This window comes from Pedobacter sp. B4419 (genome assembly GCF_059693725.1).
In genome coordinates this window covers 617,725-640,998 of sequence record NZ_JCASSL010000001.1, presented here as the reverse complement: position 1 = coordinate 640,998, position 23,274 = coordinate 617,725, and the positions used below count along the sequence as shown (strand labels likewise).

11 protein-coding genes are annotated in these 23,274 nt (G+C 42.0%); 4 read left to right on the top strand and 7 right to left on the bottom strand.

Annotated elements, in window-relative coordinates; all coding sequences use genetic code 11:
• Nucleotides 1-122: 122 nt before the first annotated feature.
• The 4 genes from AC570H_RS02595 to AC570H_RS02580 all read left to right on the top strand — a co-directional run bounded on the left by AC570H_RS02595 (nt 123) and on the right by AC570H_RS02580 (nt 7,299).
• A complete protein-coding gene (locus AC570H_RS02595) occupies nt 123-719 on the top strand; it encodes an RNA polymerase sigma factor (protein WP_497351416.1) in 597 nt (198 codons plus the stop codon).
• Between the two features lie 66 nt (nt 720-785).
• Complete coding sequence (locus AC570H_RS02590) at nt 786-1,982, top strand: FecR family protein (protein WP_497351414.1); 1,197 nt, start codon at nt 786-788, stop codon at nt 1,980-1,982.
• A gap of 273 nt (nt 1,983-2,255) precedes the next feature.
• Nucleotides 2,256-5,597 (top strand): TonB-dependent receptor, encoded by a 3,342-nt coding sequence (locus tag AC570H_RS02585; protein WP_497351412.1) that lies wholly within the window; start codon nt 2,256-2,258, stop codon nt 5,595-5,597.
• Nucleotides 5,598-5,634: 37 nt separating this feature from the next.
• Entirely contained in the window at nt 5,635-7,299 is a 1,665-nt protein-coding gene (locus AC570H_RS02580) for a RagB/SusD family nutrient uptake outer membrane protein (RefSeq protein ID WP_497351410.1), read from the top strand.
• Nucleotides 7,300-7,444: 145 nt separating this feature from the next.
• Here the strand turns inward: AC570H_RS02580 and AC570H_RS02575 are convergent, their stop codons facing one another.
• The 7 genes from AC570H_RS02575 to AC570H_RS02545 all read right to left on the bottom strand — a co-directional run bounded on the left by AC570H_RS02575 (nt 7,445) and on the right by AC570H_RS02545 (nt 23,263).
• The gene (locus tag AC570H_RS02575; protein WP_497351408.1) at nt 7,445-8,314 is read right to left on the bottom strand and encodes an ROK family protein; all 870 of its coding nucleotides are present in this window, start codon (nt 8,312-8,314) and stop codon (nt 7,445-7,447) included.
• 145 nt (nt 8,315-8,459) lie between these two features.
• On the bottom strand, nt 8,460-11,075 hold the full coding sequence (locus AC570H_RS02570) for a glycoside hydrolase family 2 protein (RefSeq protein WP_497351406.1): 2,616 nt from the start codon (nt 11,073-11,075) through the stop codon (nt 8,460-8,462).
• A 3-nt stretch (nt 11,076-11,078) separates the two neighbouring features.
• Nucleotides 11,079-13,382 carry a GH92 family glycosyl hydrolase gene (locus tag AC570H_RS02565; RefSeq protein ID WP_497351404.1) on the bottom strand — a complete coding sequence of 768 codons (2,304 nt, stop codon included), beginning with the start codon at nt 13,380-13,382 and terminating at the stop codon, nt 11,079-11,081.
• A gap of 90 nt (nt 13,383-13,472) precedes the next feature.
• On the bottom strand, nt 13,473-15,086 hold the full coding sequence (locus tag AC570H_RS02560; protein ID WP_497351402.1) for a RagB/SusD family nutrient uptake outer membrane protein: 1,614 nt from the start codon (nt 15,084-15,086) through the stop codon (nt 13,473-13,475).
• Nucleotides 15,087-15,097: 11 nt separating this feature from the next.
• Nucleotides 15,098-18,115 (bottom strand): SusC/RagA family TonB-linked outer membrane protein, encoded by a 3,018-nt coding sequence (locus tag AC570H_RS02555; RefSeq protein WP_497351400.1) that lies wholly within the window; start codon nt 18,113-18,115, stop codon nt 15,098-15,100.
• A gap of 727 nt (nt 18,116-18,842) precedes the next feature.
• On the bottom strand, nt 18,843-19,754 hold the full coding sequence (locus AC570H_RS02550) for a PorP/SprF family type IX secretion system membrane protein (RefSeq protein ID WP_497351398.1): 912 nt from the start codon (nt 19,752-19,754) through the stop codon (nt 18,843-18,845).
• Entirely contained in the window at nt 19,751-23,263 is a 3,513-nt protein-coding gene (locus AC570H_RS02545) for a T9SS type B sorting domain-containing protein (RefSeq protein ID WP_497351396.1), read from the bottom strand. The genes AC570H_RS02550 and AC570H_RS02545 overlap by 4 nt, the downstream gene beginning before the upstream one ends.
• Between the last annotated feature and the right edge of the window lie 11 nt (nt 23,264-23,274).

Genomic DNA, 23,274 nt, shown 5'->3' with positions numbered 1-23,274 from the left:
ATACTCAAATCGTTTTTTATAATTATATTAGTAATTGGCTATTTTAGCCAGCTACCTATGATGATATTTATGATGTTAAATATTAAAGTCTTCTTAACGCGGTTGAATTTAGAATGTAGGGGATGATGAATAACACAATAGAAGAAAAGACTTTATTGCAAGAAAGTGCAGCGGGAAACAGAAAGGCATTTGCTCTGTTGTACAGGCTCTACCTTAGAGACTTGTGCAGATTTAACTACTTGTTCTTGAAATGCAAGGATACAAGCAAGGAAATTGCGCAAGATGCTTTTGTAAAAGTATGGGAAAACAGGGCGTCCTTAACAACCGTTATTTCTTTTAGGCCTTATATTTATCGAATTAATCGAAATATGGCTTTAAATTACATCCGAAGGACGCAGCTGCAACAAAATATCTTTCTAAAGGTGCAACAGCATAAACGTGATGAGGTTCAATTGAACGAAGAAGAAATCGATTTTAAATATTACATCAATATTGCCCAAAGCGCTATAGAATTATTGCCAGAAAAGAGAAAGGCAATTTTTATCATGCGCACCCAAGAAGAGCTGTCGCTTGATGAAATTGCAGCCAAACTCAGCATTTCTAAATCAGCCGTAAAAAAACAGCTCTACTCGGCAATGGATTTTGTAAGAGCCTATCTTCAAAAATACGGCGAAATAACCATGGGAATGTGGATTATCTTAATAGGGATGAACAACTAAACTATAGCGTTTAAAAAAAATCAAAATTAGAGGTGGTCTTTTAAGGCTTTCGTTTGTCTTAAAGATATGAACGACCTGAACTTTCATAATTTCTTAGTCAAATATGCCGCGGATTTACATACCGAAGAAGAGCATGTACGGTTTATCTCCTTGATTGAAATCTTGGAAGACTCTCAGGTTGAGCAGATCATGCTCGAGTATGAAAGCATAAAGAAAAACAAAAGCCAATCGCCTGAGACTGACTTGGCCTTATTCAACAGGTTAGAAAAGAAATTAGATGCTGCTGATGCTGTGCATCATCCAAATCAGAAAGTGCTCCGTAGCAGGAGCTGGGGTCTTAAAGTTGGACTAATGACTGCAGCCGCCCTTGTAGTTGTTTTGTTCTCCCTGTTTCTTTTTAAGCTGGACAAGCCAAGCGTTAAGCCATCAAAAGAAGCAAAAGTCAACAATGATTTCCTTCCCGGCAGCAATAAAGCTGTTTTAACCTTGGCCAATGGCACCAAAATAACTTTATCTGATTTGGGGAATGGCCAAATCGCATTGCAAAGCGGCATAAAAATCATAAAAAAGCCAAACGGCATGATCGTTTATGAAGTTCCGCCTTCTACTTCTAGCGAAATTGCCTATAATACCATTTCCACCCCTAGAGGCGGACAATACCAGATCAATTTAGCTGATGGCACCAGTGTTTGGCTAAATGCCTCCTCTTCGCTAACCTTTCCGGTGAGCTTTAAAGCCATGGCCTCTCGAAATGTAGTGCTAACAGGCGAAGCCTATTTCGAAGTTGCAAAAGATAAGACCAAGGCATTTACCGTAGTTGCTAAAGGACAAAAAATAGAAGTTTTAGGCACTCATTTCAATGTAAATGCGTATGCCGACGAGCCAGATATGCGTACCACCTTGCTAGAAGGTGCTATTAAATTAACCCGAGAAGAAAACCATGTCTCCACAATCCTAAAACCTGGACAACAGTCGATTATCGATCCTTCAACAAGCAATATTTTGGTAAAAGAAGTAGATCCTGAGGAAGCCATTGCTTGGAAAAATGGATTATTTCACTTCAGGAAAGCGAGCATCGAAACAGTAATGAGGCAACTCTCCAGGTGGTACGATATTGATGTGGACTATCAAGGCAAAATACCTGAAAAACAATTATCAGGCGAAATAGATCGAAATGTAAAGGCCTCGCAGGTATTAGACATCTTAAATTATGCCGATATAAAATATAAGATCAAAGACCGAAAAATCATCATCATTCCCTAAGCAAATAACCTAATCATAAACCTAAACCTATAGCTATGAAAAACATCCAAAAAGAATAAGCTTCTTCAATAAGGCATTTAAAAACCGTGCTCCAATTGGCCTTGGAACACGGATAAAGCCTGGGCCAACCCCACCCCTAAGGGGACGAGTTAATCACTTAAGTATCAACCCAAACCTCATAAAAGTATGAAAATTAATGCTTTTACCAAAGTTATGGACAGGCCTCTGCTTGTTCAAAAAATGCTATTGATTATGAAGCTAACTACCCTTCTAATGATCATAACCCTCCTCCACGCAAATGGAGCAGTGTTCTCGCAAAAAATTAGTTTAAATGAAAAAAATGCTCCTTTTGAAAAGGTGCTGCGATCAATTAAAAAACAATCTGGTTATGTATTCTTTTACGATGAAAAAGAGCTGAACAAAGTAGTTATTTCTGTTTCCCTTAAAGATGCTACCATTGATGAGGCGCTAAAGGCATGCTTCAAAGATTTGCCCATAACATTTAATATTGTGTCGAACACAGTAGTATTAAAAAGCGTAGCTCCAAACATTAGCCAAGATTACAAAGACGTAACGATTAAAGGTCGAGTCGTGGATGAAAAGGGAGTGCCTTTAGTTGGCGCAACTGTGAAGGTTAAAGGTTCGCAGACCTCTGTTGTAACGAACGAAAATGGCGACTTCACTATAAAAATACCGAATTACGGCGATGTTTTAACCATTTCTTATGTAGGTTTTGAGCCTATAGAGCTAAAGATACTAGATGACAAGCCACAAAACATAACACTCAAACCTTCAAATATCGGCTTATCAGAATTTGTTGTGGTGGGCTATGGTACCCAAAAGAAAATCAACTTAACGGGAGCCATTGCATCTGTTGACAGCAAAACACTAGAAAGCAGACCCTTAACCAACCTCGGACAGGGTTTGCAGGGTTTAATACCGAATTTGAACATCTCAGTTGGAAACGGTAAACCTGGCACCGGTGCAGGATTTAATGTGCGTGGCATTACCTCTCTCAATGCAGCTAGTCCCTTGGTTTTGGTAGACGGTGTACAAATGGATCCCAACCAAATTAATCCTAGCGATGTAGAAAGTGTAACGGTTTTAAAAGACGCATCGGCTTCGGCAATCTATGGGGTAAGAGCAGCTTATGGCGTGGTATTGATCACCACCAAAAAAGGGAAGAAAAACACGCCTGTACAGATCAACTATTCTTTCGACTACACTTTAACCCGTCCAACAAAACTTCCAAAAACGATGAATTCTGTTGATTACATCAATGCTTTTATGGAAGCCAACAAAACGGGTGCGTTATCAAGTGGCGAAACAGCCGATGCTCCATTTACAGATACGGACTTACAAAAAGCCCAAGCCTATATCAATAACCCCATCCCTCAAAATGCGGTTTACATAGATCCTGGTAATCCTCGTTTTTACCGTTATGTTGGAAATACCGATTGGGTAAAAGCACTTTATCCTGGCTATGCGCCACAAATGCAGCACAATATTTCGATTAGCGGTGGCGATGAAAAAACCACCTACATTGCATCTGCTGGCTACTTTAACCAAGAGGGCATACTTAAACCTGCCAAACAGGATTTTAACAGGTACAATGCCAACATCAGGGTAAATTCAGATGTAAAATCCTGGCTAACCCTCAGTATGCGGGTTTTGTTAAACCGGATAGACGACAATAGCCCGGCCGCTACAGATATTGGAGGCATTGAAACACTTTCGTCCGATTTGCGACCTTTGATGCCCATCTATCACCCTGATGGAAATTTTTCGGGACAGGGAGGCTTTACCAATAATTTGGCCATATTAAAATACAACGGTCGAACGATTACAAAATCTAATGACCTTTGGCTTACGGGCGGTTTTGAGCTAAGGCCACTTAAAAACGTGAAGGTTTTTGGCGATTACACCTGGAATTCTTACACCTGGAATAGCAGCCAAAATACCAAGTCATTTAACGAATATGGAGCCAATGGTATTTTGTTAGGCCCATATCCTTGGACGGCAACGCCTCGGGTTTACGAATCGAATTCGAACGATCGTTATGTTGCGCTCAATTCTTATGCTACCTACGAAAACACTTTCGCCGGCAAACATTATGTGAAGGCTATGCTGGGTTACAACCAAGAGCTGAAACAAACTAAAGGATTTAATGCCAACGTTAAAGGTTTAATCAACCAAGACATCCCGGCCATCAATTTGAACAGCGATGCCAAGCCAAATGTAGGGGGCAGTGTGAATGAATGGGCCGTTTCTGGAACATTTTTCAGGGTAAACTATGCTTTTAACGATAAATATCTGTTAGAAGTGAATGGCCGTTATGATGGCACTTCTCGCTTTGCCAGAGACCATCGTTACACTTTTCAGCCTTCTGTATCTGCAGGTTGGAGAATTTCGCAAGAACGTTTTTTTGAACCCGTAAAATCTGTACTTAACGAATTAAAGATACGTGGCTCTTACGGCAGATTGGGCAACCAACAATTGAGCAACAGCTACCCTTATATTGCTACAATGAATGCGGGGATAGGTGCTTATATTTTTGGCAACCAACAGCAAACCTCAGTATCGCCTCCAGGTCTAGTGAGCGTTGATTTTACCTGGGAAAAAGTTACCTCTAGAAATATTGGTATTGATTTTGGGTTGTTTAACAATCGCCTAACCGGATCGTTTGATTACTATATACGCGATACCAAGGATATGGTGCTTCCGGGCACTCCAGTTCCATCAGTTTTGGGTACCGCCGTACCTAGTAAAAACGCAGCAGATTTAAGAAACAAAGGATTTGAAATGAGCTTGGGCTGGGCTGACAAGGTTGGCAAAGACTGGTCTTACAACGTTGTGCTTGGTCTTTCAGATTACAAGGCTGAAATTACAAAATACCAAAATCCAAATGGTGTCTTTAGCAATCCTTATGTTGGGCAAATGTCTGGCGAAATATGGGGCTTTGAAACGGATGGTTTCTATGCTACAGACGCAGATGCGGCCAAGGTAAACAATAGCGACATTTGGGGTGGAAAATGGTTAGCTGGAGACATTAAGTATCGAGATTTAAATGGCGATGGAAAAATAACACGTGGCAACCAAACCTTATCAAATCCTGGCGATTTAAAAATAATTGGAAACAGTACACCTCGATACCAGTTTGGTTTAAATGCCAGCGTTCAGTACAAAAACTTCGATTTAACTGTATTTATGCAAGGGGTTGGCAAAAGAGATGTGATGTTGGGAGGCAATTTCTTTTGGGGTTTTACCAATCAATACGGTGTTCCAACCGAAGCACATATTGGCCAATATTGGACACCAGAAAATACAGATGCCTATTTCCCAAGGATAAGATTTAGCGGTGGTGGCAACTACCAAACGCAAAGCAAATACCTGCAAAATGCGGCTTATTTAAGAATGAAGCAAATGACTTTGGGCTTTACTTTACCTCAATCGTTATTGAGCAAAGCGAAAATTAATAGGGTTAGGGTTTATGTAACTGGTCAAAACTTATTCGAGTTCACAAACATGTTTAAAAACTTTGATCCAGAACAGACTGAGCGCAGGGAATATGCTTTAAACAGAGCAGTATCTTTTGGCGTTCAAGTAGGCCTTTAATTCAGTTATCATTTACAACAATTAAAACAAAGTACTCATGAAAAGGTATGATATCATATATAGAGTCATTGCAATTCTAATTGTAATTGGATCGACTTCTTGCAAGAGGGAAGATTTTTTGGATCGTTTTCCAAAAGACAGGTTTAGCGAACAAACCTATTTTAAAAGCGAAACTGATTTAAAGCTTTACGCAAATCAATTTTACAGTTCTTTACCGGTAGAGTTTTCAAGCAACGACAATGCTTCAGACAATATGGTTCCCAACAATATAGATACTTTCTTAGGTGGAACTTATGTTGTGCCGGCAACTGGCGGCGGCTGGAGCTGGGGCTCCATTAGGGCCTGCAATTTCTTTTTGAAAAGAAACATTTCTGAAACCGTTCCCGAAAACATTAGAAAAAAGTACAACGCTGAGGTACGATTTTTTAGGGCCTTGATCTATTGGCAGCTGGTAGTTAGGTTTGGTGCAGTTCCTATCTACGAAACAGACCTGAACGAAGTTTCACCAGAGCTTTATGCGCCCCAGAATACCCATAAAGAGACAATGGATTTTGTATTAAAGGACTTGGATTTTGCCATTGCCAATTTGGGCGATCCCACTACAGAAAACAGGGTTCATAAATTTGCTGCTTTGGCGCTAAAGTCAAGAATTTGCCTTTGGGAAGGCACATTCAGAAAATACCACAGCCTTGGCGATGAACAGGTATTTTTACAAGCGGCTGCCGATGCATCGCTTCAGCTGATGAATACAGGTGGCTATATCTTGTACACTACGGGTAATCCTAATACAGATTATAGAAATCTATTTCTGCAAGATGATTTAACAAAAAACAAAGAGGCGATTTTAGCCAACATTTACATTACCAACATCTCTACTACCAATTATTCGCGAACTGGAGGCGGTGGGTTCAGCAAAGATTTTGTTCGTTCTTACCTCTGCAAGGATGGATTGCCAACGGCCATTTCTCCACTATATGCCGGAGAAGATACGCCAGAAAACGAAGTGAAAAACCGTGATCCGCGCTATGCACAAACTATCGCTACACCTGGTTACGTTTTAACACAGAACCCAGATGGAACTCAAATCATCTTAGAAAGGCCAGCTATTGGCACAGCCTCTACCTCTACAGGTTACCAATTAATAAAGGGAAAATCTCCAGATCCAGCCTTAACTAATGCGAATCAGGACAATATTGACAGGTTTATTTTTAGGTATGCCGAAGTATTGCTCAACTATGCCGAAGCCAAGGCCGAACTTGGTCAACTCGATCAGGGAGTGATCGATGCAACTATCAATAAATTAAGAACAAGGGTTGGTATGCCAAACATGGTATTGGCAACTTTGGTTGCAGACCCAAATACCATATTCCCAAGTCTGCCTTTGCCTATCCAGGAAATTAGAAGGGAACGTAGGGTAGAATTAGCGGGCGATGGTTTCAGGTTCAATGATTTATTGCGTTGGAAAGCAGGTAAACTAATTGAAAACCCTGCCACTATTTTAGGGATGAAATTAACTCCGGCCTACAAAGCAACCTACCCTCCTGCCCAAGTTGCTAATATTCCCTTAGATGCCAATGGCTACGTTAGGGTATATGCCAATATCAACAATATGGTTTGGAATGATAAAATGTACTTATATCCTTTGCCACTTGATCAGTTAACCCTTAATAAAAACCTGAAACAAAATCCAGGTTGGCAGTAACTTAGGATACAACAAAAAAGCCTTCGATGAAAATCGAGGGCTTTTTGTTTGGTAGGACAAGAAAAACCCCGAAACAAAGTTCGGGGTATAAAATTTTGAGATAGGCTATGGGAAAGACTATGGACTCTTCACTACGGACTAAAAACTAATCTTTAGCCAGCCAGCAACTAGCCGCGCCAATTAAAGCGGCCTGCTCATTCAGTTCTGTAACATATATCGGCAAGGCTTCGCGGTGTTTTTTCAATTGCTTAACCACTTGTGGCAAGAAACGATCGGCAGCATTAGCAATATTGCCACCAATCACCAAAGCATCGGCTTGGGCCTTTGCTTGAAACTCATCGATAAAATTGGCTAGGTTAATGGCAAACTCATCAAATACCTCGCGCACATTAGACGAAGTTTCGTAAAACTTGGCCATTTCCTTCACATCAATTACGTTAATGCCAGTCAGTTCATAATAGTGTCGCAAAAACCATCGGGTAGAAAGGTAATCTTCTGCATAGCTATCTAAAAATGGCGAACGCCAAAGATCGGCATCGCTTGCTTTGCCTTTTTCATAAACTGCTGTGCCCAATCCTGTACCCAGGGTTAAGCCAATTACCTTGTCAAAGCCCTGTGCTACACCGGCAAAGGTTTCTCCGGCCAAAAAACAAGCCGCATCATTTTGCATCAAAATATCGCCAGCAGGAATATTCAATTGCTCGGCCAACATTTCTTTCACATTTAGTCCATAAAAGGACTCGTATTTAGTGGTATCCTTCATATAGGAAATACCTGTTTGGTAATCGAAAGGACCAGGCATGGCGATACCAATTTTACTGGCTTCAAAGCCTCCCTGTCCCAAGGTTTCGCCAATTACATCGACCCAATCGGCCAATATCTGTGCATGCCCTGCCCTCGAATTGATTTTTCTTCTGACGTAGGTGTTGTCTAAGATACTTCTGTTTTCCATATCCAGCATAGCCGCGGTTATATGAGAACCGCCTATGTCTATGCCCATTACATATTTATTCATTTGGTAAGTAGATTGATTTCATTTTTATTGTCATTATAAGCCTAGGCTATTAAATAAGCAATGAAGGTAGGAAAAGCCGCTATAATAAATCATCCCTAATTGTTTTACAGCCCTCCTACCTTGCATTGCCATCTCTTTGTTACAATTACCGTACGGGCAACTGCTGGTCTTTTACATTCCACCCATATACCCTTAAGGCCAATGGCAAAGTGCCTTGATCTGGGAATTCTACGGCTATCATTTTCTTTTCGCCGGGCAAAATACTCAGGTAATTATCAGAAAAGAAAGCTGGTAAAATACGCAGTCCGGTATTTGCATTTTCCAGGGCAATGCGATTAAAAAACGCAATTGGTCCATTGGACGGATTTTCGAGCATTACCTCAAGCTTGCCCTTGCCTACGGTTTGAACTGTTACCTTCAAATTGGCAGTTTTCATGTCTTGTAAGCCACTGTAAGTTCCATCCTTTCCCGCCAACCAATATAAATTTTCGCTCAATATCTTTTGATCCGGCCCCAACAACCTCAACACTACAAAAGCGCCTTCTTTATAGTTGCCCTTTTTAAGCGGATCGTTAATCGGAAATATCTTTTTAGCCATTGATGGACCAATTTCCGAAAAAAGCTGATTGCTAAACTGCAATTTTCCGGCAATATCATATACGTTGGCCTGCACCATCAGGTTGCGTTCCAGTTTAAAGCCGTTGTTCACCACGTGGATCATGCTATCCAAAGGATTCATCATGATGTGGAGTGGCTCGCTTCCCTTTCTTAAGCCATACAAACAGGCATTTACATCTAAATAATAGTCGTACATCTGTCCACGAAGCGATGTCCAAGGGTTTTGGGTTTTCCAAATAATGCTTCCCGTGTACCAATCCCACATTCGGCTCGAAAAACCTTCCATCAATGCCCGGTACTGGTCATAATTGACCAATTGGGCCTTCATGGCAAAATCTGCAGCGTCTTTTGCTTTCCCATAGGGATTGATATGCTGGTAGTAGGGAATATAACGATGGTAACTCCACACCGAATCTGCCGAGCCGTCATTTTGCGGGGCGACAAGGTTCTTGGCAGGGATAAAACGCTGCAGCGAAGCGTAATCGCCAACGCCTACCGAACCTACTTCCGAGTTATAAGGATAGGTCTTATGTCCCCAAAAGGTACGCACATCTTGAATATTATAAGGACCGTCGCCATTGCCTCCAATCGAATTGTACGACATGCTATCGGTATTCGAATAGTCGAAGAAATAACGTGTACCATCCAATTCTGGCAATATTTTGTTTTTAAGGGGTTCTAGAATATCATCTGGTGGCGTAATTTCATTGCCTCCGCACCAAAAAGCCAAAGAAGGATGGTTCCTGATCAGTTTAATCTGGTCGGCCGCAGCTTCCAACACCAAACTATGGTTATCTGGATATTGACGACGGGTCCATTGGTCTTCTTTCTTTAGCGGATCAACCCAACGGCCGTTGCAATCGCCACTAAACCAAAAATCCTGAAATACCAACAAGCCATATTTATCGCAGGCTTTGTAAAACTCTGGTCGTTCGGTAAGTGCCCCACCCCAAATGCGGATCAGGTTAAGGTTCATGTCTTTGTGGAAACGAATTTCGGCATCGTAACGGGCATCAGAAAAACGCAACATGGCATCAGAAATGATCCAATTGCCACCTTTGATAAAAATCTTCTGGCCATTTACCTGGGCTTCCATGCTTTGTGTGCGTTCATTCCAAACATTACCGATTTGGCGTACCCCGAACTGTGTGGATTCTTCATCCAATATTTTTCCGGCAGCATTTACAAACTGGAAATTAATTTGGTAGAGGTATTGTTCGCCATAGCCATTTGGCCACCAAAGCTTAGGTTGTACCAAGCTAAAATCAGGCAATTTTACTTCTCTTTTTTCTCCAGGTTTTAAGGTTACCGCCGTACGGATCAGTTTGCCTTCCAAACTGTACTGCAAAAATCCTTGTACTACTTTTGTGGTCGGATTGCTGATTTCTGAAGAAGTTCGGATTACCGCAGGAGCCTGAGCGCCTGTAGCCATGCGCTTGCCTTGCACCAAAGTAACGATATGCGGGTTTTCCAAGTTGATGCTTGTTGTTTTTTCGATGTTTACCTTATCCCAAATACCGGTATTACGGTCTCGGATAGGCTGTATCCAGTCCCAACCTGCCGTGTATTGCGTAGTAAGCCCTTTGGCAATGGTACCATCTCCGCCTTGTCCACCATTCGGATCGCCGGGAAAATCTGGCGGATAAACCAATACGGCCAAACGGTTATCGCCACTGGCTGCCAATAGTTTGGTAATGTTGTATTGCTGACGCAAATGCATGCCCTCATGGATTTTTGCATTTACTTTTTTGCCATTTAAAAAGATCTCGGTTTTATAGTTTACCCCCCTAAATTGCAGCCAAATCTGCTCATCGCCTTTTGCAACTTGATGAAACGATTTAACAAACCAATAGGTATAATAGGCGTTGCCGGTATGATAAATATCCTTGATCAGCTTGTTGTTCATGCCATAAAATGGATCGGGCACTTTGTTGTTGTTGAGCAAAGTAGTAAGCACCGTACCCGGCACGGTAGCAGGCATCCAGTCGTTGATAGCGAAGTTTGTTTTCGAGATATCCTCGCCGTTGGCCTTTACCTCGCCAATATTGGCACAGCGCCAGCCCGAATTAAGCTCGTACCGCTGCTGGGCCATAAGGGGCAATGCCAATAAGGAGTATATTAAAAATAGGAAGATGTTTTTCATTGCTTATTTATTGAGGTGAGATGATGCCCTATCTGCAGCGCTTACGCCAAATGTTGACGAAGGCGTACTGCCCATGTAAATTTGCAGGTTACCGCCTGCAACAATGGTTTTGTGTAAAATATAGACCTTGGTATAAGGTTTGCCGTTAAGTGTAATCTTTTGAATGTACTTATTGCTTGCACTGTTGTTCATTACTTTGATGTTGAATTTCTTATTGCCTGCTAAACTAATACTGGCTTGGTTAAGCAAGGGCGAACCAAAAACATAAGCACCATTTGTTGGGTTAACCGGATAAAAGCCCATGGCCGAAAATACATACCATGCCGACATTTGTCCCACATCTTCGTTGCCACATAAGCCATCTGGCTTAGCCGTAAAGAACTCTTTGTCTATTTTTCTAATGAGGTCGGCGGTTTTCCAAGGCTGCCCAACATAGCTGTACAAATAAGGGATATGGTGACCAGGCTCATTGCCTTGCGCATAGTTGCCGATCAGTCCAGAGATATCTGGTGAGCTGTCCTTGCTAAATTGAAAAGGGGTACTGAATAGCGAATCCAGCTTGGTTACAAATGATTTTTCGCTTCCAAAGAGCTTCACCAAGCCTTCTACATCATGTGGTACCAACCAAATGTATTGCCAGGCATTGCCTTCGGTATAGTCGTCTTCGCGATGTTTAGAAGCAAATGGACTAAAGGGCGTCCGCCAATTGCCATTGGCCAACTTGCCACGCATAAACTGTGTTTGCGGATCGAAATACAAGGCATAAAGCCCTGCCCTCTTGGTAAAATAGGCATAGTCTTCCTTCTTGTTCAAAGCCAAGGCCATTTGTGCAATGCAATAATCGTCAATGGCATATTCCATGGCTTTGGCCACCGATTCGTTTACTTTATCGGCAGGAATGTATTTAAGTTCCTGAATGTATTCAATGCCCTCCGTTTTTTGCATAGCCGATTGCTTTACTGCCTCATAAGCCAAATTCACATCAAAACCACGATAGCCTTTTAAATAGGCATCTACAATAACAGGTACCGCATGATAGCCGATCATGGTATTGGTTTCGCTGCCCATCAAATGCCAAACCGGCAATTTGCCTTGTTGTTTGTAAATGGCCAACATAGTATTGACTACATCGGCCACTTTATTTTGGTGTAAAATGGTAAACAAAGGCTGGGCCGCACGGTAGGTATCCCAAAGAGAAAAGGTGGTTAGGTTATTGAAATTGGCATTTTTGTACACTTTCTTATCGGTGCCGAGGTAATCTTTGTTTACATCGTTAAATAAGGAAGGTGCCACCATGGTATGGTAAAGCGCGGTATAAAAAATCTTTTTGGTATTGGTTGATGCTTCAATCTGCACTTTTTGCAGTTCTTTTTCCCATTTGGCATCGGCTTGTTTAACCGTGGCTTTAAAATCCCAGCCTGGCAATTCGGTTTTAAGGTTGAGTATGGCATTCGTGGTACTTACCGGCGAAAGCGCCACTTTAACCTGCAATATGTTTTGTGGAAGTGCAACAAAGTCTATAACAGCTTTTAATTGTTTTCCCTTTACGTTTGTATTTTTTTGAAGATCGTTATTGTCGTAAATCTTCAGGCTTTTGATAGGTTGAGAAAGCTTGATCACAAAATACAACCTTTGATCGCTAGACCAGCCTTTAGAATTTCTGTAGCCTACAATGGTATAGGTATCTATTTGTTGCAGGCTCGAAGCTACGGGAGCGTCCCAGCCAATGCCTTCCACCAAATCGAGCATTAAATGCGGATTTTCACTTTTCGGCTCGAAGGTATATTGATGAAAACCTACGCGTTCGGTTGCCGTCAGCTCTGCTTTGATGGCATACCTGTCTAACCAAACACTATAATAACCTGCCTTGGCCACTTCCTTGTCATGCGAAAAAGTAGAGGCATAGCCTTGCTCCAAATTGTCTTTTTTGCCTTTTTCGAGGATCACTTTTCCGGTAGCCGGCATGATCGAAATATCGCCCAAATCGCCAATTCCGGTACCGCTTAAATGGGTGTGTGCAAAGCCGGTAATGTTGGTACTGCTGTAATTATAGCCGCTGCACCAATCCCAACCTTCAAAAATGTTGTTTGGACCCAGTTGCACGGCTCCATAAGGGACGTTGGCACCGACAAAAACGTGTCCATGCTTGGCCGAACCGATCATCGGATCGACGTATTGGGTTAAGCGCTTGGCATTTTGTGCATAGGAAACTTGTGCAAGTGCAATTAAGAGTACTACACAGGCAATTTGGTTAATCGTTTTAGTAAACGATCTACTGATCATTGATAAGATTAGATTATTTTTCACAGGCAATATTTTTGGTTGATCAAATCTACCGATTAATGAATTATTAATCGGCAGATTGAACATAAAATTTATTTCTCAACAGTTAATTTTTTAAGGCTTTTTATCCCACCAAAGCTTAGTACCACCATTATCCGGACCTCCAAGCAAGGCAACAGCTTTCACTACTTCGGCATTGTTGCTCTTGTACTCGTCAGAAGAAAAAGGCACCCTCCTAATTTGCTTTTGGGTATCTATCAGTCCTCCGCTCAGGTTATTAACCACCGGAAATATTTTCGGATAACCTGTGCGCCTAAATTCGCTCCAAGCTTCCTGTCCATCAGGGAAAATAGCAATCCATTTTTGGGTAATGATTTTTTCCATTTTTACTTCATCGCTAGCGGCATTGTCCCACTTAACGGTTGTTTTGCTTAACAGAGGCGAGCCAGCAGCCACATCGTTCGCTGTATTATTTGCTGGATCTTTATAAGCAGCTTGTGTGCCCGTATTGTTGGCAATATAGGCATCTACCCCACTTGCGCCAGATTGTTCGAACGACAATTTGATTCCCTGCTCGTAAAACGATTGTGCAGTTCCGCCCATATCCCAGCCCCATAAAGCACCTTCGGCACGCAAAAACGCAACTTCGGCCGCACACATGTATTGTACAGGCGTACTTTCTTTTAATGTAGTAGAAGATGCTTTCAAATAGCCTTCTGGTTTATCGCCAGATATGGTAATTCCGTTCCTAATGCCCCTGTAATCGCCGGGAGTTATTCTCGAAACCTGAAAATATTTGGTCAGGCGGTTATCGTTATAGCCTTTTAAAATAGATTCGATTGATGCATTCATGCGGGTATCGTCATAAGCCTGATCTGCTACCCATAAACCATTGGAAGTAGCTATACCTTTGCCTGCAATAACCAAAGCATTATCTGCATTTGTGGTTAGCACCCCATAACTATTTTTTACAGCCTCTTCTGCCTTGGTTTGGGCCAAGCTTTTGTTGGCATACACAATGCGGATAGCCAAGCGTAATTTCAGCGAGTTTGCAAATCTGATCCATTGCTTATAATCGCCATTGTACACGAGGTCAAATTTGCTTAGCGTATTGTCTGCCGGGTTTTTAACTACATAATCGCTCAATACTTTGATGGCATCGTCCAATTCCTTAAAAAATGCGGTGTAAATGGTTTGCTGGTCATCATAAGGTGTGGTTAAGGTGTTGACCCCAAATTTGGTATAAGGAATAGGTCCGTAGATATCGGTAACCCTGTGCATGCCTTCTACTTTGATGATATCGGCTACCGCCCCTACCTGTGGTGCGTTGGCCGCGCGATTTTTGATCTCTTTCCAGCTGCCCATGATACCACTATAAGCGATCTGAAATGCGTGTATGTTCCAATTTTTGGCGACAAAATCATAGGTTGTGGTATTTGGCCCACCAAAACCGCCCGGAGTAGCAAAATAGCCAGAATAGGTATCGGCAGTTAGGTTCTGTTGCACTTGGTATTTCCAGTTATCTTGTGGCTTGCAGTAAAAAACATTCACCTGCATAGCCGGAATAAATGATCCGGCACCTAGGTTGTCCTTTAATAAATCGGCATCCGTCAATCCATTGGGATTGGTATTGTATTCATCGTAATTCTTGGTACAAGCGCTAAATAATGTTACAAGACACACCACAAAAAATGGGGCTAACTTGAAGGTTTTATTTAAATATTTCATAGCTCTTAATATTATAAAGTAAATTTTAAACTAAATCCGATGCTCCTTAAACTTGGCACTGAAAAATCTTCAAAACCTTGAAAACTATTGCCAGTTAAGGTAATTACCTCAGGATCGAATGGTGCTTTATTTTTGATCATCCATAGGTTCCTGCCAATTACCGATAATTGAAGCTGTTGGATCTTATTGTTGAATACTTTACCAGGGATGGTGTAGCCAAATGACAATTCGCGCAAACGGATATTGGTAGCACTATACACATAAGGTGCATAATCTGATGAAATCCTGCCGTAATAATCTTTGGTGATATCGGCGCCATTAAATTTTACGCCTCCGTTGTCGCGCGACAAGGCTGTTCTCTGCGACATGCCGAATTGATCCAATACCTTTTCGGTATTCGAAACCACACTGCCTCCAAAACGTCCGTCTAACAAAAAGCTCAAACTAAAATTTTTATAATTGAAGCTATTGTTAAAGCTCAACAGGTATTTGGGATTAACATTGCCAACCACGATTAGGTTATTGGAATATTGTGGCAAGCCACTGGCATCCAATGTAATGTTTCCACTCGCATCGCGCACATAATCCTTTACTTGAATGTCTCCATAAGAACTTCCCTCCAATATCACAGAACTACCTGCCAAGCTTAAGCTTGTTACATGCACCGGCTGGCCTGTAGCTGGATCAATGGTATTCAAAAGCTCGATGACCTTATTACGGTTAAAAGAGAAATTAACCGTAGGTGTCCATTTGAATTCGCCAAATTCTGCATTGTAACTTAAAGAACTTTCCAAACCTTGGTTCCTTACCTGGCCCGCATTGTAATCGATATAGGTGTATCCGGTAGAAGGCGCTGCTGGCAAGCGGAAAAACTGGTTAAAAGTATTGGTTCTATAATAGGTAGCCATTAAATTCAGCTTATTATTCAAGAATTTTAGGTCTGCACCTACCTCAAAAGATTTTGATCGCTCCGACTTCAAGGCATTACCCAAAGATTTACCCGTATTCAGCGAAATACCGCCGCTGGTAACAGGATAAGTTGGATTGCCTGCATAAGCATATTGTGGCGGAATGGCGTTGCCACCTTCTGCATACGACAGCCTTAACTTGGCAAAAGAAATGGCTTCAGGCAGTTTAACCATATCGCTCACGATGGCACTTAAACCTACAGAAGGGTAGAAAAATGATTTTGGCAAAGACGAATTCCAGTCGTTACGAGCCGTTACGTCTAAGAACAAATAGTTTTTGTAACCCAACGTTCCCGTAAAAAATGCCGCCTGGTTCTGCTCTCTATAAAATGGTCTCGGATCTGAGCCATAAGGAGCAGGATTGACATTCAGCTTGCTTGGATCTATATTGTACAAGCTAAAGAAATTAGGCACCTTGAATGGATCCAATGGGCCACCAATATCTGTGGTTTGGATCTTTGTATTTAAAATACTGGCGCCCAGGGTTGCATTTAGGCTAAACTGATCAAAGGTTTTATTGAAGTTCAACAATAAATCGGCATAAGTTTGACTATTTAAAGCATTTCTTTCGTTGTACTTACCATTATTGCTGTTGTCTGTTAGTACCGGAATTGTGGTTGCATAGAGCTTGGTTGTGCCAAAATCGGTAGTTCGATCTATTTTTGCCCTACCTTGCAAATTGAGATAACTGGTAAAGTTATACTTCGCCGTAACCGAGCCTAATATCCTGTTGCGTTCTGTATTGAACAGGTTTCTGTTGGCTATCCAATAAGGATTTTGCAGGGCGATACCACTAGGATCGTAAGGCCAGTTTTGAACGTTGATGTTTCTTGTCGGATTAAATACTTCAAAATTCTTGTATTGATTAAAATCTGCCGATGCACTTGGAAATAAATATACTCCGGTTAAAGGGTTATAATATTGGCCTTGTCCCGGCATGTTTTGCGATTTCTGATAGGTATAGGCAATGTTCGCATCTAAGCTCAACTTATCGCCAAAAAACGAAGCGGTATTTCGGTAAGAAAAATTATACCTGTCTAACTTATTATTGGGAATGATACCCTCGGCGTTGGTTGCCGCAGCCGAAAAATAAGACTGGCTTTTTTCTGTTCCGCCAGAGATAGACAAAGCGTTGGTATAGGTTTTTCCCGTATTAAAAAAATCGTTCGGATCATAGCCACTTGAACCAGCTGCTTTAGCGCCCCAACCATTAAACCCATTAGCTGCAGCGCCATAGGTAGTTTGTACCTCTGGCAATACAAATGGCCTATCGAAGGTTACACTTGAGTTAAAATTGATAGACGCTTTTCCTGATTTACCTTTTTTAGTGGTGATTAAGATTACCCCATTGGCAGCCGCACCGCCATATAAAGCAGCAGCCGAGGCACCACTTAATACGCTGATCTCTTCAATATCGTCGGGGTTGATGTTAGAAATACCATCGCCACTGTCGGAAAGCTGAAAGCCGTCGCTCACATTTGAGCTATTTAAGCTCGGCAAGGGCACCCCATCTACTACGTAAAGGGCATTGTTATTTCCATTAATGGATTTGTTGCCACGCAACACTGCTTTTGTTGAGCCACCTGGTGCTGAAGAGTGTGTTAAGGTTAAGCCTGCAACTTTGCCCGTTAGGCTGTTTACAAAACTTGGATCTTTCACATCGTTTACGGCTTTGCTTCCCAGTGTTTGAACGTTATAGGTTAAGGCTCTGGTTGATTTTTTAATCCCCAGCGCCGTAATCACTACTTCGCCCAACTCGGCAGTACTTGAGGCAAGTGCAACCTCAATGGTATTTGTATTGGCATCTACCTGGATGGTACTGGTGGTATAGCCTACTGAAATTACTTCAATAACCAAAGCACCCGAAGGCACATTGAGTTTAAATTTGCCATCTGCATCGGCAGATGTGCCGTTGGTGGTGCCTTTAACCCTAACAGAAGCACCTACAATAGGGCTTTTGTCTTTTTGATCGGTAATGGTACCCGTAAGGATCCTGTTTTGAGCCATTAAGCTTGAAGTGCATATCAAGGCAAAAAACAATAATAAAAGCTTTATTTTCATAGTTCACAAAATTTGGTTAGCTAATTAAACAGTTTTCTTAAGGTTCGAGTAAAGTCGGATTAACAGCAAGGCTATTCAAAACGGCTTATCCCTGACCTTAAATTTGAAATACAAAACATGGCCGATTTTTGAAAATTGAGTTCATACTTGGTTTCCTTTCAAATAAAACGTTTTAGTAATTTGGATAAAAATTAACGCGCCAGAGAAATATCCAGCTAGCCGATTAAAATTCTTTCAACAACTAAAGCATTTGGCATACACGGGTTTTGGTTGCATGAGCTCCCGAGTCGTAAATTGAACAATCAATAGCCTCGAATGGCTATCGAAGACAAGTTTGGTTTTGTTTTTCATGGTTTAAATTTGGTAAGTAATCGAACTTCTTTTAAGAGAATGATCAAGCGCAATACATATGACATAGGAGTTCGGGCTCTTGCCAAAACGCTTGGGCTCAGGCGCAATGCAGCATACACATTGGGCGGAACCTAGTTTGTAAAATTCTACATAGGCAAATGTTATAAAACGTTTTAGTAACGATGACATTTTTTGAGCGCCAAGTAAATATAACATAAATATTACGATTAAAAATGAATTTTAGATGAAGATTAATTTGCCCTTATGCAAACCTCGCCTGGCCAGTCTTGCTGCGCACAACAGCAGACCAACCAAGGCTCAGCAGCGCTTATTAACAACAATGAAAACTTAATATTTCATGAACTATCCAAGCCATTTATTTTTTCTTTCCAGCAATAGCAAACCGTAAGCCTACTTCAAATGCATTGCCTAAAGAGCCTCCATTAAAGCTATTGCTGCTCGAGGTATAGGATGCAGCGATTTGTAGCGCATCTAATGCCTTAAAGCCTACTCCACCTGTAAAGCTTTCATTAGAATGGTACATGCCGTATACATTAAACAGGTTTTGCATGAAATCGGCATTTACACCTGCATCTATCAGATTTTTAAGTCCCTTGAAGCTACGAAAGGCTACTTTGGGCTCGAGGTTAATGGCATTGCGATCGCCACCTCCTATATTAAAGCGATAGGAAGCAGCTGCAAAGAAAGTGGCCAGGTTTAGCGAACTTCTTTCCTGATCGCCCAATGTAGACACCAAATTGGGTGCTGTAGCCTGCACAGTTAAGCCATCGCGGAGGTAGGCAATACCAAAATCAGCCTCAAACTGCATTTTTCGATCGCTGTAATTGTACAGCAACTCATCCGCAGCATCGCCGGTAATATCAATGGTATTGAAACGCTCTACCACCCCACCAGCCGAAAGGCCGAATTGTATTTTTTGTTTGTCATCAAGCTTGAGCTGATAGCCATAACTGGCCATGAATTTAGTGGTGCTTAGCGGGCCAAGCTTATCGGCCAGTACATTTATACCCAAACCCATGGCATTGTCAAAAGCATAATCAGCAGTAAGGTAAAGGGTTTTTGGCCCGTTATCTATCCCTGTCGATTCGCGTTTAAAAGCGGCGTTTACATTTAACTGATTGGCGTTGGTTCCCAACATGGCTGGGTTAAACAAGTACTGGTTCTGAAAATAGCCGGTACCAAAATTAGCGGTCTGTGCCTTTGTGCTGCTCATACTGCCCAGGCAAATGCCGAGCAATAACACACTTTGAATTATTTTCCTTTTCATCGGTTATTTTGTTTAACGATCATTAATACCCCTGTTTTCGGTTTGCTGCCATCATTGGTTTCCACAATGTAATAGTAGCCTCCCTGTGGCAATGCGCTGCCGTTATAGGTTCCATCCCAATCGTTGTTGTAATTTTTCTTGTTGAGTACGGTTTGTCCTTGTCTATCGACCACCTTTACCTGGTTATTTTCATATTTCTGGATACCGTAGATGATCCAGGTATCGTTTTTGCCGTCGGCATTTGGTGTGAGCACGTTAGAGACCACCAGTGAATCTTGCGGAACGATGGTAATACTTGCCGTTGTTTTACAGCCTGATGCGGTGGTGGCATTTACCGTGTAGGTGGTTGGCTTGTTTGGCCTCACCCTTAATTTAATGCCATTTGTAGCGCCTTCTATGCCTTCGGCTTTATCCCATTCAAAAGTGGTATTGGAAGGATAATCTGTATTTACGGTTAGGTTAACCAAAGTATATCTTGGCACATTGGTAATTGCCTTATCTGCCGTAATGTTGATTTTAAAAGGCACAAAATAGATCTTCACCTTAAAGAGCGCACTATCTGCCCCAAAATTCAAGGTTCCCCCATCGTCTTTTATGGTAAGCACAATAGTAGCCGAATCACCTACTTTAGCCACATTGGTGGTTTTGAAACCGTAGTAGGCTGTACCATCAATTACTTCTGGCTGGAAAGTCAAATCGCTTACTGTTAAGTCTTCGCTGCTAATACCCGTTACTTTTAACTTTTGTACATTTTCAAACCCAGGGCCTCCAGTTAAACCATTAATGCTGAATTTATAGGTGCCCACTGCAGTACATATTTTTCTGTAAATAATTGGTGCCGACGAAGGTGGGGTATTAATGCCTCCGGTAGTTACGCTCAATACATTCGAATATGGCGAGAAATTGGCATCTCTTTGGGCCCTGATGCGGTAGTAAAAAACTGTAGCCGGCCATACCGTTGCATCGGTGTAGCTTGTGGTGTTGGCAGCCAAGGTTTTAATGGCCGTAAAAGTGGTGTTATCCCTCGATCTTTCTAATACATAACCCGTCTCGTCAATTGCCCGGTCTGTCCAGGTTAAGCTGATGGTAGTTTCTCCAGCAGTTTTTAAGGTCAGGTCTTTAGGACTTAAAGGTTTTTTATCGCTCAGTGTAGTGCCTTGTGCTACGTTAGACCAGCCAGAAATTGCTGTTGGGGTAGTTCCAATGGCACTGATGCGGTAATAATAGGTGAAACCTTCGTATAAATTGGCATCGGTATAGTTTTTCGCAGTACCTTCCAAAGTATCAATTGGTTTATAATAAAGACCATCTTCCGATCGCTGCAAAATAAACTGGGTAGCTGGTTTGGCAGTGCTTTGAGTCCAAGCCAAATCGATCGAATTGGCTTTGAAATTTGAAGCGGTTAAGCTGCCTGGCACATCTGGTGCATTAGGATCGATACCCATAATCTGCCACTCTGAGATTTGGAAGCGAACGCCATCGGTGGCGCCATTATTGGCCGTAAATACAATGCGATAAAACTTAAAGGCAACTGTGCCCGGCGTTGGAATGTCGAAATTATAAATCGTATTTCTATCCGCCACCGCACCCAATTGATTGGTTTTGGTGTCTAAAACTGTCCAAGCCAGCTTATCGTTCGAACCTTCGAAGCGCCAATTTTTCGGATCACGTCCGGGGGCATCTCCTGCCGTGCCCAGCCTATAGCCTGTAACGATGTAGGCGCCTTTGGGTTCATAAGTTGCCGAAAGATCGCCACTGGCCTGTACGTTAAAAACCAGCCATTTGGTGGCAATGTTGTTGTCGATTAATTTAGGCGAACCTTCGCTAGCACCTACTCCACCAGAGTTTTCGGCACTTGCGGTTAATTTTCCTCCATCGTCGGTTATATCTGCAGGCATTGAAGTAACGCCATTAGTGGTAATTTTTATGACTGCCGAATAAGGCGATTTAGAAACATAATTATAAGCCCTCACCCTGTACCAATAAGAAGTATTTGAACTTAGCGATTCTTCATTATAGCTCAAAATACCCTTATCTACCTTGCCCATCAGTATAAAATTGGTTCCATCGGTCGATTTCTCCAATTCAAATCCGCCAGCAGTAGCAAAAGAAAATACCCAGGATAAGCTAGCTTGTGTACCAGTTGGTGAAATTACTTTTAGGACAGGTGCTGCGGTAAGTACATCGCTTACGGTAGTAACTTTTACCACATTCGAATAGGGTGATGGTGCTACTGCATTCACCCCCCTTACCCTGTACCAGAAATCGGAGGCTTGTGTGAGTGTAGAATCTGCATAGGTGCTGATCGATTTATCTACGGTTTTTAACAAGGTAAAGTCTGCGCCGTTATTCGATCTTTCTATTTGAAATTGTCCAGCAGTATAAATGGTCAATCCAGCCCAGGATAAATTAGCCACTGTTCCAATGTTGCCTGCCGCGGCGGTTAATGTTGGCGCTTTTGCCAAAACATCGTTGCCAGAAGTAACCACTGCCACATTAGATAAGGGCGAAGTAGATTTATAGTTCACTCCTTTTATCCTGTACCAATAATTGGTGCTGCGCAAGGCTGTGGTATCGGTAAAGGTTTGGATGGCTTTATCCAAGGTTTGAAACAAAGTATAATTGCTGCCATCTGTCGATTTTTCGAGGATAAATTGCCCAGCGGTATAAATATTCAGTCCGCTCCAGTTCAATACAATTTCACGGCTTAAGTTACCCGGTGTAGCGGTGAGTACAGGTGCATTTTTCAACACATCGTCAACCGTGGTTACTTTTACCACAGTAGAATAAGGCTGGGGAACCTGGTTAATGATGGCCCTCACCCTGTACCAGTAGTCTGTTGCCGCTGTCCGCTTATCATCTGTAAAAGAAATGGCGGTTGCGGTAGTGCCAGTATAAGCCAAGGTAAAATCGGTGCCATTTAGCGAGCGTTCCAATTCATAGCTGCCTTGGTTGCGGATTGATTTGGTCCATGATACATTTACCACATCGCCGGTTAGGCCTGGCGTTGCCGTTAAAGTACTTACTACAGGGCCATCGCCATAAGCCTCAATTTCCCTAATGTCTAGCGAGTTTCTGGCAATATTAGCGAATACCATTTTATAGTACTTGTAGCTCGTTGCGTTGGTAAAAGTAGCGCTAATGGTAGTGGCGCTGGCCGATACGGTTCGGGTGTCTATCTGTGTCCAAGTACTGTTGTTTTGAGAGCCAGACAAGGTAATGGTTGTTGCATTTTGACTGGTGTAATAATAATTAACGAAATACTCTGCTACCTTTTCTGGTGTGTTGCAGGTGATCAACAATTCGACGCTTTTCGAAGCAGGGTTACTAAATTCGACATCAGTACCTGTGTTGCCGTCGTTGATATCGGCAATTTTGCCGTATACTATCGGTGTGGAACCTGTAATGGTTACATTTCCTGCCCTAAAGATATTGGCTTGCGCCAGCAACAGTTGTGCTGGCAGCAAGAACAATATGAATAGCGCTAACCTTATGAGTTTTTTGTTCATCTCAAATAAGT

What these genes read in the sequence shown, in the direction of transcription:
- AC570H_RS02595 (WP_497351416.1), top strand. Translation starts at nt 123, where the DNA reads ATGATGAATAACACAATAGAAGAAAAGACTTTATTGCAAGAAAGTGCA.
- AC570H_RS02590 (WP_497351414.1), top strand. Translation starts at nt 786, where the DNA reads ATGAACGACCTGAACTTTCATAATTTCTTAGTCAAATATGCCGCGGAT.
- AC570H_RS02585 (WP_497351412.1), top strand. Translation starts at nt 2,256, where the DNA reads ATGATCATAACCCTCCTCCACGCAAATGGAGCAGTGTTCTCGCAAAAA.
- AC570H_RS02580 (WP_497351410.1), top strand. Translation starts at nt 5,635, where the DNA reads ATGAAAAGGTATGATATCATATATAGAGTCATTGCAATTCTAATTGTA.
- AC570H_RS02575 (WP_497351408.1), bottom strand. Translation starts at nt 8,314, where the DNA reads ATGAATAAATATGTAATGGGCATAGACATAGGCGGTTCTCATATAACC.
- AC570H_RS02570 (WP_497351406.1), bottom strand. Translation starts at nt 11,075, where the DNA reads ATGAAAAACATCTTCCTATTTTTAATATACTCCTTATTGGCATTGCCC.
- AC570H_RS02560 (WP_497351402.1), bottom strand. Translation starts at nt 15,086, where the DNA reads ATGAAATATTTAAATAAAACCTTCAAGTTAGCCCCATTTTTTGTGGTG.
- AC570H_RS02555 (WP_497351400.1), bottom strand. Translation starts at nt 18,115, where the DNA reads ATGAAAATAAAGCTTTTATTATTGTTTTTTGCCTTGATATGCACTTCA.
- AC570H_RS02550 (WP_497351398.1), bottom strand. Translation starts at nt 19,754, where the DNA reads ATGAAAAGGAAAATAATTCAAAGTGTGTTATTGCTCGGCATTTGCCTG.
- AC570H_RS02545 (WP_497351396.1), bottom strand. Translation starts at nt 23,263, where the DNA reads ATGAACAAAAAACTCATAAGGTTAGCGCTATTCATATTGTTCTTGCTG.